The 12,858-nt window shown below is 40.3% G+C and carries 13 protein-coding genes; 5 read left to right on the top strand and 8 right to left on the bottom strand.

Features of this window, described 5'->3' with window-relative positions:
* Positions 1 to 245: 245 nt before the first annotated feature.
* Complete coding sequence (locus tag FTU06_RS14435; RefSeq protein WP_180010413.1) at positions 246 to 632, bottom strand: hypothetical protein; 387 nt, start codon at positions 630 to 632, stop codon at positions 246 to 248.
* Positions 633 to 813: 181 nt separating this feature from the next.
* Here FTU06_RS14435 and FTU06_RS14440 point away from each other — a divergent pair, with 181 nt between their 5' ends.
* From FTU06_RS14440 to purB, 4 genes are read left to right on the top strand one after another with little or no spacing between them, the layout of a single operon-like run.
* Entirely contained in the window at positions 814 to 1,299 is a 486-nt protein-coding gene (locus FTU06_RS14440) for an NUDIX hydrolase (protein WP_180010414.1), read from the top strand.
* A gap of 4 nt (positions 1,300 to 1,303) precedes the next feature.
* On the top strand, positions 1,304 to 2,440 hold the full coding sequence (mnmA, locus tag FTU06_RS14445; RefSeq protein WP_168379207.1) for a tRNA 2-thiouridine(34) synthase MnmA: 1,137 nt from the start codon (positions 1,304 to 1,306) through the stop codon (positions 2,438 to 2,440).
* 12 nt (positions 2,441 to 2,452) lie between these two features.
* Positions 2,453 to 3,184 carry a high frequency lysogenization protein HflD gene (gene hflD / locus FTU06_RS14450; RefSeq protein ID WP_078190181.1) on the top strand — a complete coding sequence of 244 codons (732 nt, stop codon included), beginning with the start codon at positions 2,453 to 2,455 and terminating at the stop codon, positions 3,182 to 3,184.
* 57 nt (positions 3,185 to 3,241) lie between these two features.
* Positions 3,242 to 4,630, top strand: a complete 1,389-nt coding sequence (purB, locus tag FTU06_RS14455; protein WP_180147280.1) for an adenylosuccinate lyase — start codon at positions 3,242 to 3,244, stop codon at positions 4,628 to 4,630.
* Positions 4,631 to 4,747: 117 nt separating this feature from the next.
* Here the strand turns inward: purB and FTU06_RS14460 are convergent, their stop codons facing one another.
* Positions 4,748 to 4,987 (bottom strand): hypothetical protein, encoded by a 240-nt coding sequence (locus FTU06_RS14460; RefSeq protein WP_180055204.1) that lies wholly within the window; start codon positions 4,985 to 4,987, stop codon positions 4,748 to 4,750.
* A gap of 212 nt (positions 4,988 to 5,199) precedes the next feature.
* Here FTU06_RS14460 and FTU06_RS14465 point away from each other — a divergent pair, with 212 nt between their 5' ends.
* Positions 5,200 to 5,865, top strand: a complete 666-nt coding sequence (locus tag FTU06_RS14465; protein WP_180147283.1) for a DUF2238 domain-containing protein — start codon at positions 5,200 to 5,202, stop codon at positions 5,863 to 5,865.
* 364 nt (positions 5,866 to 6,229) lie between these two features.
* Here the strand turns inward: FTU06_RS14465 and FTU06_RS14470 are convergent, their stop codons facing one another.
* The 6 genes from FTU06_RS14470 to FTU06_RS14495 form a co-directional block, all read right to left on the bottom strand.
* A complete protein-coding gene (locus tag FTU06_RS14470; protein WP_168379213.1) occupies positions 6,230 to 6,652 on the bottom strand; it encodes a hypothetical protein in 423 nt (140 codons plus the stop codon).
* A 108-nt stretch (positions 6,653 to 6,760) separates the two neighbouring features.
* Positions 6,761 to 7,723, bottom strand: coding sequence for a protease SohB (gene sohB / locus FTU06_RS14475; protein WP_180147286.1), 963 nt, complete (start codon positions 7,721 to 7,723; stop codon positions 6,761 to 6,763).
* 189 nt (positions 7,724 to 7,912) lie between these two features.
* Positions 7,913 to 8,836, bottom strand: a complete 924-nt coding sequence (gene pstB / locus FTU06_RS14480) for a phosphate ABC transporter ATP-binding protein PstB (RefSeq protein ID WP_218954124.1) — start codon at positions 8,834 to 8,836, stop codon at positions 7,913 to 7,915.
* Positions 8,837 to 8,849: 13 nt separating this feature from the next.
* Positions 8,850 to 10,241, bottom strand: a complete 1,392-nt coding sequence (gene pstA / locus FTU06_RS14485) for a phosphate ABC transporter permease PstA (RefSeq protein WP_180010417.1) — start codon at positions 10,239 to 10,241, stop codon at positions 8,850 to 8,852.
* Entirely contained in the window at positions 10,238 to 11,617 is a 1,380-nt protein-coding gene (pstC, locus tag FTU06_RS14490) for a phosphate ABC transporter permease subunit PstC (RefSeq protein WP_180063370.1), read from the bottom strand. Before pstC ends, pstA begins: the two co-directional genes overlap by 4 nt.
* A 98-nt stretch (positions 11,618 to 11,715) precedes the next feature.
* On the bottom strand, positions 11,716 to 12,744 hold the full coding sequence (locus tag FTU06_RS14495) for a substrate-binding domain-containing protein (RefSeq protein ID WP_180009604.1): 1,029 nt from the start codon (positions 12,742 to 12,744) through the stop codon (positions 11,716 to 11,718).
* Positions 12,745 to 12,858 lie beyond the last annotated feature (114 nt).

The raw sequence follows: 12,858 nt of genomic DNA on the forward strand, positions 1-12,858 counted from the left end.
TGAGGATCAGAAAGCTTGTTTGAATCGATGTATTTCATCCGCAGATTATGCACGAATGCTAAGAAATCCGGAGTGCAAATATTAACCAAAAAGAAGATCGTTTTTTGATTTATGAAAGAGATCTATTACTACTTTATTAAGCAAGTAGTTTTGAAAAGCAGTAATGTTAAATCTCTAACAACTCGGTTAGTACTGAGCTAAAACTATAATTTCACTAACTAATAAAACAATACACTTTTATTTATTTAACAATTTTTCTTACTATAAACAAAAGAAAATATAACTGTATCACTCATATCATATGTAATTGACTCTACAGAATAATCCCAACCAAATGTTTCTAATAAAGATTTGCAAATAACATTCTTTACAGAATCTGATTTTGCATATTCTTCTAACAAATATATTTTATCTTTTGGAAATGTATAATTATCCATCTGATATATTAATTTAATAGTTGCACCATCTCTGTATATATCTTTCCAAACTGTATATGCATTATTTTTCTTTGGCAGCGTTTGTTTAACGTCGAGAATTGCATCATCTACAAGCAACAAATTTTCATCAGCACCGCTTTTTGCAGTACAACTAACCATTAACATAACAAATATAAATAAACTTAGTATTTTCATCTAATTCTCAAAATAATTTTCAGTGTGAAGATATGTACAATGGATTTATCTTACAAGATTCCTCCACGTTCTTCTTACTTCAATATTGAAACGCATCTCAAGGAAATTAAGAAAAAAATCAATCATAGCCACCGCTCCCTAAATTTTGTAGAATAGCGTTTTTACCCCATGGTGCTTTTCTATGACCGCTTGGACTGCTCATGTCACTGTTGCTACAGTCGTTGAAAAAGACGGAAAATTCCTATTTGTTGAAGAACATACAGAAGGTGTGACCCATACTGTATTTAATCAACCTGCAGGTCATGTTGAAGCTGGCGAAACCATTATTGAAGCCGCCATTCGAGAAACCATGGAAGAAACAGGTCATGATGTAGAAATCACGAACCTCCTAGGCATGTATACTTATACTCCTCCGATGTTCCCTGATCGTACTTATTTCCGTTTCTGTTTCTTAGCTAAGGACATTCAGTACCATTCCGATGCACAGTTAGACACAGGTATTGTCGGTGCAGTATGGATGACGCTTGATGAACTCATTGAGTCTGCCCGTGCGCGCAGTCCATTAGTGATTAAAGCAGTGCAAGATGCTCTTTCAGGTCAAAAATTTCCTTTATCGCTCATTTACGAGCACCAAAATTCTCCCTTAATTTCAAATTTGGATGCTTAATCCTATGCAACAACGTGTCATCGTCGGTATGTCTGGTGGTGTAGATTCTTCTGTATCTGCAGCACTTTTACTTCAACAAGGTTATCAAGTTGAAGGTCTTTTCATGAAAAACTGGGAAGAAGATGACGGCACGGAATACTGTACGGCAATGGAAGATCTTGCCGATGCTCAAGCCGTTTGTGACAAAATTGGTATCAAACTTCATACCGCAAACTTTGCGATGGAATATTGGGACCGTGTCTTTGAGCATTTCTTAGAAGAATATGCCGCAGGTCGTACACCAAACCCAGATATTCTCTGCAACAAAGAAATTAAATTCCGCGCATTTCTAGACCATGCTGTCAACTTAGGTGCTGACTTTATTGCGACAGGCCACTATTGCCGCCGTGGTGAAACGCTAAAAAATTCACGTGGTGAAGAGTATGCACCTCTACTGCGTGGTCTAGACAACAACAAAGACCAAACCTATTTCCTACATGCAGTGCATGGTCGTGAAATTAACAAAACTTTGTTCCCTGTGGGTGAAATTGAAAAACCACAAGTGCGTAAAATCGCTGAAGAATTAGGTCTAATCACCGCGAAGAAAAAAGATTCAACAGGAATTTGCTTTATTGGCGAACGTCGATTTAATGACTTCTTAAAGCAATATTTACCTGCTCAACCCGGAAAAATCGTCCTAGACACGGGTAAAGAGGTTGGTGAACATCACGGCTTAATGTACTATACGCTCGGCCAACGTGGTGGCATCGGTCTTGGTGGTCTAAAAGGTGCTGAAGAAGGCGCTTGGTTTGTACTGCATAAAGATATCGAAGGTAATCGCCTAGTCGTTGGTCAAGGTCATGAACATCCACTCATGCAAAGCACCATTTTATGGTCTGAAGCGATTGATTGGGTGGCTGGTGAACAAGAGATTCCTGAATCAGGCTTCCGCTGCACAGCGAAAACTCGTTATCGTCAGCCTGACCAAGACTGTACAATATTTAAAGACCCTACAGCGCCAAATGGTGTGCGTGTCGAATTCGATGAGCCACAACGTGCTGTTACACCGGGTCAAAGTGTGGTGTTCTACACCGGTGAAGTTTGTTTAGGGGGTGGTGTGATTCATCATACCAATGCGCCTAAACCGGATTTTATTGAATAAGGATTGTTTCGGATGACAGAGTTACCGTTTCAACAGCCTCAGACTCTGAATACTCGCCAAAATCGTGCATTGGCGTTAGCTGCTGTTTTTCAAGCGACACAGCTGACCCACATGACTGCATTGACTGGGCAACAGAGTATCGGGGAAAGCGGTAACTTTTATTTTGAACATCTCATTAAAGCCAGTTTAAATATCCGTCCTAAGTCGAATCAGTCTAGTCAGACGCTTGATTTTTTTAGTGGCTTGGCGGATATTTCGCTGGGATTAAAAACCTTAGAAAGTAGCATTACTCAACCCTTCAATACATCTCCCAAATCTAGACTTCCTAAACTTGCCAATACTAAGCTACCCATGACGTATGCGATGGCGTTATTGCAGTTAGAAAAGAAAGTCTATAGCAATCCTAAATTTGTCGAAATCATCGAACAATCCCAACAAAAAATTCTAAGACAGCTTTCCTTTTTTGATAATAATTATTTACATCCAAGTATCATTGCCAATTTAGCGCAAACCTATATTGAAACTGCTGGCCAAATTAATCCACGTATTATGGTTCGTGGTAATGCCGAAGCATTTAAAGACACCTCTCATACCAATCGCATTCGCGCCACCTTATTTACCGGCTTACAAATGGCACATTTATGGCGTCAGCTCGGTGGTAGCTCATGGGGTATGATTTTCAGTAAGCGCAAGCTACTACAAGATATTCAAGATCTTGCCCGTTTACAGTATCAGGTGGTTTAACTGATGCAGTACGGGCTTTTTTGTTTTACGTTTAATTCCAAAATTTAAGGAATCGCTATGAACGCTTTAACCGCACTTTCTCCATTAGATGGACGTTACGCTAGCAAATGTGATGCTCTACGTCCCTTCCTCTCTGAGTTTGGTTTAATCCATGCTCGTGTGACTGTTGAAGTGCGTTGGTTACAAGCGCTTGCAAACCGTCCTGAAATCACTGAAGTTCCAGCGTTCAGTGCTGAAACTAACGCTGCGCTTGATGCAATTGTTGCGAACTTCTCTGAAGACAATGCAAACCGCATTAAAGAAATTGAACGTACAACAAACCATGACGTAAAAGCAGTTGAGTACTTCTTAAAAGAGCAAATCGCACATATCGAAGAGCTTAAAAATGCGGGTGAATTCATTCACTTTGCATGTACCTCTGAAGACATCAACAACTTGTCTCATGCTTTAATGCTTAAAAATGGCCGTGAAGTTTTAGTTGCAGCAATGCAGCAAATCATCGATTCAATCGTTGCTTTGGCTGAACAACACGCTGAACAACCTATGTTGTCTCGTACACACGGCCAAACTGCAAGCCCAACAACTTTGGGTAAAGAAATGGCGAACGTGGCTTACCGCCTTGCACGTCAAATCAAACAATTCAAACAAGTTGAATTACTTGGTAAAATCAATGGTGCAGTAGGTAACTACAACGCGCACTACTCTGCATACCCTGAAATTAACTGGCCTGCTCATTCACAAGCATTTGTTGAATCATTAGGTTTAGAATTTAACCCGTACACCACTCAAATCGAACCACATGACTACATGGCGGAACTTTTTGATGCGCTACGTCGTTTCAACACCATCTTGATCGACTTTAACCGTGACGTTTGGGGTTATATCTCTCTCGGTTTCTTCAAACAACGTTTGAAAGAAGGCGAAGTTGGTTCTTCAACTATGCCGCATAAAGTAAACCCAATTGACTTCGAAAACTCCGAAGGTAACTTGGGTATTGCAAATGCAGTACTTGCGCATTTAGGCGAAAAACTTCCTGTATCTCGCTGGCAGCGTGACTTAACGGACTCTACTGTTCTTCGTAATATGGGCGTTGGTTTTGCACAAAGCTTGATCGCTTTTGAAGCTTGCTCTAAAGGTATTGGTAAACTTGAATTGAATGCTCAACGTATTCTAGAAGACCTTGACCATGCGCAAGAAGTACTTGCTGAACCTATTCAAACTGTTATGCGTCGTTATGCAGTTGAAAAACCATACGAAAAACTTAAAGCCCTAACTCGTGGTCAAGCAATGACTCGCGAAATGATGGTTGATTTCGTAAATGGTAACGAATTAGAAGCTGTTCCAGCTGCTGACCGTGCACGTCTTGCAGAAATGACACCTGCAACATATACAGGTAATGCATCAACTCAAGCAGCAAACATTAAAGATCTTATTTCTAAAATCTAATTTTAGATAGATCAAAAAAAAACGAGGCTTCATGCCTCGTTTTTTATTTATAATACTTCTGCTCTCTTTGAGATGAGGAGCATGCTCCGCAAGGAGATAGAAAATTTAGACGCAATTTTATTCTGCAGGGCAATATTTCGCCCAATCATCTTTCATCCTTTGTAATTCACAGCCTGTTAAAACATCTGAATAATAAACATAATATGTGGTATCGGGATATTGAATCTTATGGCGAAACATCATGCCGCGCAAAGACACAGAGAGCTCTTCTGGAAAATCACCTGTTAAATTAAGTTCTTCAAACTCATAGTTAAAATAACAATTTTGAGTCGCAATAAATGCCTCAACAACGGCCATAGTTACTACCAAATACTTAAACATCGATATTCATCTGAGTTTAATACAATCTTTTTAAAAATACTTATCCCCAGCCGCAAACTAAAGACATTTGAAAAAATAATGCACAAATTCTAGCGCCGTCTAACTATCACTTTTCATCGCATTATGGCTATACTTGCCGCGAATTATAAACATTGCACACCGATAAAAAATTTGAGCTTTGCCTTTTCATGATTGATTTCAAATTAAAACTTAAGCACATCTTAGCTTTTGCGTTATTAACTCTTGCCATTGTGATCGCCAGTATCCAACCTTTAGAAATGGAAGCATATATCCTCCATCAAATTGGCACAGCGTTTATGCTGATCGTGCTGCTCGTTTTCCTTTATAAAATAGGGCTAAGTTTCGCAACTGTTTGCCTGTATCTTGGCTTTTTACTGATTCATGTCATCGGTGCCCATTATTTATATTCTTATGTGCCTTATTCTGAATGGACACAAGCTCTCTTCGGTTTCAACCTTGACCAAAGCATGGGATGGTCTCGGAATATGTATGATCGGCTTGTACACCTTGCCTATGGATTGCTGCTCTATCCGTTCTTTTATCGCATATTTCAAATCTGGCTACCACAATTAAAAGCCGGAACACTCTTTTTATTGGTCGTACAATTCGTCATGGCGACCAGTTTATTTTATGAATGGATCGAATGGCTGATTGCCATTGGCTTATCACCAGAAGAAGCTGAAAATTATAATGGGCAACAAGGTGATATTTGGGATGCGCATAAAGATATGCTGCTCGCAACACTTGGTGCGATGATCACTGGTGGTATTTGTTTAATGACATCAAATTTGTTGAATAACGCTAAACAAAAGCCTGAATATTTTTTATCTTAAATACTGATGTTACGCACCTAGAAGTAATTTCTCATTTTAAAAATGATTTTTAAGTCTATTCGACGGAGTCTTACATCTAGGAATTGAATAACGGGATTAGCCTTCGGCTGGAGGTACTTTTACGAAACGATGTTTCTCATTCGGCAAAATGAGAAGCGAAGCTTCGCAAGGAAACCATCTTGCGGAGCAATGCTCCTCACCGCAAAACTCGTTCGCTCGCGTCTACGTATTCAAAGTATCGCAAAAACATTTTTGATTAGAAGCAGCCCTGTCTCAAACACTTGCGGATGACGTTACCGCGTATCGTTGTTTTATTTGAATCAAATTGCACTTCTGGTGTTACTGCGTAACATCAGTTAAATATTTAAGCAGTCCATTGAATTAAGATTGAATCTGACATTTGCGGATTCAATTTTCGGTCATAATACTGAAAGCACGCTTTTGCTCCCGCTGGCATTTTTTGTAGATCATCATCTATACGAAAATGCCGTGTATATTTTGTATGATTCACTAAAATTTCAACCCGCTCAAAAGGCTGTCTTTTATTTATATTTCCGCTACTCATATAACTCTGATAGGCCACAACAGTGCCGCAGGCTTCAGAGCGAACATCTACCTGTAGTGATGAACAATAAATATAGCCTGCCAACAGTGTTGCTGCTGGGCCAAACAGCGCAGCATACTGTTTCAGCACAGATTTTTTCACACTTTGAAAATGCAGCAAATATAGCCAAGGCCAAACCATTAGGCAAATGACACCACCTAAAATAAACAGAAAATTAGACATCATTATCATCAATATCTATGTACGCAACGCAATCTATCACAACAGCATCGTTTAGCATAAAAAAAGCTCACCGAAGTGAGCTTTAAATACTTTATAAGCATAAAGATTTTAAAATTTTAGATCTTTTAATTGAACGATATTTGCATTAGCTTTGCTCAATGACTCCATCACTTTAGACATGACAGCAGGAACCAATGAATCCGCAATTTGTGCTGCTTGTAAGCCTAACTTCTCACCCAGTGTTGGTTTTTTGCGGGTTTCAATCATATATACATCATGTTGTGGCATAAGACTTAACAGATATTCATCTGACGTTTGGAGCTTATCGACTAGATTAAGATCAATGGCATCTTGACCATACCAATGCTCACCTGTTGCAACTTTATCGACATTAAGCTGAGGACGGTATTTTTCAACAAAGTGTTTAAACAAGTTATGCGTTTGCTGCAACTCTTCTTCAAATTTGGCTTTACCTTCAGCCGTATTTTCACCAAACATAGTGACGGTACGTTTGAACTGACCTGCTGTATACAGTTCAAAATCGATATGTTTTTCTTTCAATAAACGGTTAAAGTTTGGCACTTGTGCAACCACGCCAATCGATCCCACAACTGCAAATGGAGCTGAAACTATTTCATTTGCAATGCAGGCCATCATATAGCCACCACTTGCAGCAACTTTATCCACGCAAATGGTTAAGTTAAATCCAGCATCACGTAAACGTACCAATTGTGCAGCGGCCAGACCATAGCCATGCACCATCCCGCCTGGACTTTCTAAACGTAAAACCACGCGGTCACGTCCTGCTTTTGCTGTCGCTAAGATCAGGGTAATTTCTTCACGTAGACTCGTTACCGCAGATGCAGCGGTATCACCATTAAAATCGATTACATAAATTTTTTGGTTATTCTTTTTACGTGCGCGCGCTTCTTTTGATAATTGTTGGCTTAGTTGCAGCAGCTCAAGTTTAGATGCAGTCGTTTGCGCAATTTTTTTTCGTTGTTCATTAATACGTGCATTTAAATGGCTTACACGAATTTCCGCAGGCAACTTGGGATTATGAAATAGCATAAAATTGAAACTCATTTAATTCATATTTATGTTGTATAACATGTGGGTTACATCACAAAAATTCAATCTATTTTTTGAAAATAATTCTCATTGAGTCAAATTGAGCTTTTTATTTCTATCAATCCTTTTCTACCTAATTATTGACTTCATAAAAAAAGAGCCTTTCGGCTCTTTTTTAGACAGACTAGATTAGCCAAAACGCCCGGTAATATACGCTTCAGTCAATTGATGATCCGGTTGAGTAAAGACTTTTTCAGTGGAATTCACTTCAATCAAATCACCCAAATGGAAATATGCAGTACGGTCAGAAACACGTGCTGCTTGTTGCATCGAGTGCGTCACAATCGCAATGGTATATTGCGCTGAAAGTTCAGTGATGAGTTCTTCTACTTTTGCAGTTGCAATCGGATCGAGTGCTGAACAAGGTTCATCCATCAAAATCACTTCAGGACTGACTGCAATGGTTCGCGCAATACATAGACGTTGCTGCTGACCACCTGAAAGCCCCGTACCCGGTTGGTTCAAACGATCTTTCACTTCATCCCAAAGGCCTGCTTTACGCAGGCTATTTTCAACAATTTCTTCCATATCGTATTTGTCACGCGCCAATCCATGCAGTTTAGGACCATAAGCGACATTGTCAAAAATTGACTTTGGGAATGGGTTCGGCTTTTGGAATACCATGCCAACTTGCGCACGCAGTAATACCACATCAAGATTTGGATCATAGATGTCTTGATTATCCATGAGCACTTGTCCTGTCACACGACAAGAATCAATCGTGTCATTCATACGGTTGAGCGTACGCAGGAAAGTTGACTTACCACAACCAGACGGTCCAATAAAGGCTATCACTTCATTTTCATAAATGTTCAGATCTATGCCTTTGATCGCTTCAGATTCGCCATAGTACACATGCACATCATTGGTACTGATTTTCACATTGGTCGATTTCGCATCTTTTTTCGCACTAGATTGCGTATCGAACTGTGACACAAACGCAGTATTGGTTTGTTTTTGGCTGCCCTGAGCAGAGGTAAATTGTGTTTGTTCTGGATTCACGGACTTATCCTGATATAAGGAATTCTTTTCAGTTGTAACGACGCTATTCATATAATGCCCTCAATTACCAGCGTACTTCAAATTTCTTACGTAACCAGATCGCTAAACTGTTTAAGCCGATCATGAGAGCAAGAAGTACAATGATTGCTGCTGCGGTACGCCCTTCAAAGAAGTTACGTAGCTCGTTACCTTGCCAAAGGAAAATTTGTACAGGTAATGCAGTGGATTGATCTAAAGGAGTGGCTGGTACACTTGCCACAAAGGCACTCATACCAATCAATAATAATGGAGCAGTTTCACCTAAGGCTTGCGCAACACCAATAATGGCACCAGTTAAGATACCCGGCAATGCCAGTGGCAAGACATGGTGAAATACAGTTTGTAAACGTGATGCACCTAAACCTAATGCGGCTTGACGAATCGATGGCGGGACAGCTTTTAGTGAAGCACGTGTGGTAATAATGACCGTTGGAAGTGTCATCAAACTTAAGACTAAACCACCAACCACAGGTGCCGAAAGCGGCATGTGCATCCAACCAATAAAGATCGCAGCACCGAGCAAACCAAAGACAATCGAAGGAACCGCTGCTAGGTTGTTAATGTTGACTTCGACAACATCGGTAATCCAGTTTTTAGGTGCAAATTCTTCTAAGTAAATTGCGGATGCTACACCGATTGGAATCGAAATAATGATCACGATCAGCATCATGAAGAGTGAACCCATAAACGCCCCTGCTAAACCGGAAGTTGCAGGTGAGCTACGAGAGTCTGGATTTTTAAATATTTCAGTATTAAATGAGTTAGTAATCACACCGTCAGCTTTGAGTTTATCTGCGAGTTGGCGTACTTCTGGGCTCAATTGCTGCTGTTCATCAGGCAAGCTACGGTCAATATTACCCGCTAACCAGACATCGACATTGGCATCTGCAAGGATTTTAAAATCTTGTTTTTGACCGATCAATGACGGATCTGCCATAACCATGTCACGTAAGCGATATGCTTCTGAACTGGTATATAAACTGTTGAGATCATCACGTTGAGAGGCAATCGCTGGATCTTTTGCAATGATCCCATTTACGATCAGCGCATCCCAATCCACCATGCCCATTTCAGTTTGCCAAGCAATAAAACGCTCTTGGAACTGTGCAGGAGATTCACCTTCTTTTTGAACCGGTTTCGCTCCTACATTGACGATACTTGGATCAAAAAACACAGGCACCGTCATCGAGCTTTGCCAGAATGCTGGTAAGCCTTTGGCTAAAATACTGCCAAACAATAGCACGACGAACAATAAGCCAGTCACTACTGCACTAAAGCCCAAGACACGGAAGGTATTTTCTTTACGGTGTCTTTTCGCCAATGAGTTTTCAATGATTTTCTTACGTTTTTCACGAAGCTCTGCGGCTGCGTACGGATCAAAAGTTTGATCCATATTTGATATATTCGTCGTACTCATTCGTATTGCTCACGGTATTTACGCACAATGTACAGTGCAACAATATTCAGACCTAAAGTAATCACAAACAGTGTTAAACCAAGTGCAAAAGCAACCAATGCTTGAGGACTCGCAAAGTCTGTATCACCTGTTAATTGGTTTACGATGGTAATGGTGACTGTAGATACCGCTTCGAGTGGGTTGATATGCAGTAAAGGACTGTTCCCTGCTGCAAGCACCACAATCATGGTTTCACCAATTGCACGAGATGCAGCCAATAAGAATGCACCGATGATGCCCGGCAATGCTGCTGGAATCACCACTTGGCGAATGGTTTCTGATTTTGTAGCACCCAAACCAAGTGAACCATCACGAAGCGCGCGAGGAACTTGAGTAATGATGTCGTCAGATAATGATGAAACGAATGGGATAATCATAATCCCCATCACAAAGCCTGCTGTTAAAGCACTGGTTGCATTAATATCGAGTCCAATATACGCGCCGAGCTGTTTTGCAAAAGGTCCAATAATCATTAAGGCAAATACACCGTAAACAATCGTTGGAATACCTGCGAGAACTTCAATGGCCGGTTTTGCCCAAGCACGGAAACTTGGCTTGGCATATTCAGCCAAGTAAATCGCAATCATCAGACCAACTGGAACAGCAACCAATAGCGCAATTCCACTAACCATGAGTGTGCCCCAAAGAAGTGGCAGCAAACCATAACTACCTTCAGCATTCCCTGATGTACTAAAACCGGGGTTCCATTCAGTGCCTAAGAAGAAATCTAGTGGACTGACAAAACTAAAGAAACGCATGGCTTCACTGAACATCGACATCACAATGCCAACTGTTGTCAGGATTGCGACACCCGAACACAGTGCCAATGCGATATTAATGACTTTTTCGACTTGGTTACGTGCACGATATTTTTCTGCGATGCGGCGTTTAGCCATGACTAAACCAATCAATCCCGCACAAATCACAATGGCCAATTTTGCATATGAGCCAATGTTTTCAATTTTCTTTAATTGTTCTGCTGCTGCAAGTTCATATGCAGCTGGCGTATCACTCACCCCAAAACCAGAAGCAATCGCTTGAACGCGGTCAACCATTACGCTCGTGCTTGCAGGATCTAAACTTAAACGAATATTTTCAGGGACATTATTTAAAATAACATGTTGAAAAATACTCGGTTCAACCAAGTTCCAAACAATCAAGATTAAAAAAGCGGGAATCCCACACCATAAAGCGACCAAAACACCATAGTAGCCCGGTCGTGAATGCAACATTGCTGAGTTATTGCCTTTACCTGCAAGTTTGCGACTTTTAGTCAGTCCAACTTGATAAGCGATTGCAATAATTGCGAGCAACACACCAATAAGTAGCAGATTCATGTAATCTCCACTGTTTTTTCAAAAGCCCTTCTTGAAAAAACTGTTTCTTTGCAAAAAGCCAATGGCAGGTCGACCCTGCCATTGGCTATTTCCATACTTTATTTAACAGCCTTACCCGCTTTGAAGTTTGCAAGTACCGCAGCACGTTCTTTGTCAGACATTGAAATTAAGCCTGCTTTTTCTAGCTTAGAACCTTTACCTGATACTTTTTTACTTAGGAAGAATTCTGTGAACTCTTTTAAGCCTTTAATTGATTTTAAGTGCTCACCCTTTACATAGAAGAACAATGGACGAGATACTGGGTATGAACCATTCAGAATTGTTTTCTCAGATGGCGCTACATTATTCACTGTTGCTACACGTAACTTGTCACGGTTTTGGTCATAGAAACCTAGACCGAATACACCTACAGCGTTAGGTGAAGTTTTTAAGCGTGCCAATGTCTCTGTATAGTCGCCTGCGATTTCAATCACACGACCATCTTTACGGAATGTTGAACATGCTTTTTTCTGAGCATCTTTATCTAATTTTGCGAAAGCTTCATAAGTTTCACAGCCAGCATCGACCATTTTTTCTTGGAACACTTCACGTGTACCATGGTTTGATGCAGGAATAACTAAAGTGATTGCTTCGTTTGGTAAAGTTGGGTCGATTTGATTCCAACGTGTGTATGGGTTTGCAACCAATTTACCTTTTGAAGGTAATTCAGCAGCAAGTGCAGCAAATACGTGCTGTGGGCGAAGTTTGAATGCCGCTTTTTTCGCATTTGAAGCAAATACGATACCGTCATATCCAACTTTAATTTCTAAGATTTGGTTAACGCCTGCTTTTTTACATGCAGCCAATTCAGTACCTTTAATTTTACGAGATGCGTTTGCAACATCAATTGTGTTATCACCAACGCCATTACAGAATTGTTTCAAACCACCTGAAGTACCACCAGAACCTACAACAGGTGCTTTAAATTGTGGGAATGTATTACCAAACTCTTCTGCAACAATACTTGCATAAGGCAGTACAGTTGAAGAACCAGCAATTTGGATCGTGTCACGAGCTGCATTTGCAGTTGTAGCGACTGTTGCCCCAGTAGTGAGTACCATAGCAAGTGCGATATGATTTAAGCGCATTCTCATCTCTCTTTATTGATGCATTTATTGGAGTACGCCACTTTCTAATAAAGTCTTGTACTTTTTCGATATACGCATTTTGATTTTAGAGTATGACAGTTAGGTTACATCTTT

Origin of the sequence: Acinetobacter sp. YH12052 (assembly GCF_013419835.1) — a bacterium.
Taxonomy (GTDB): Bacteria; Pseudomonadota; Gammaproteobacteria; order Pseudomonadales; family Moraxellaceae; genus Acinetobacter; species Acinetobacter amyesii.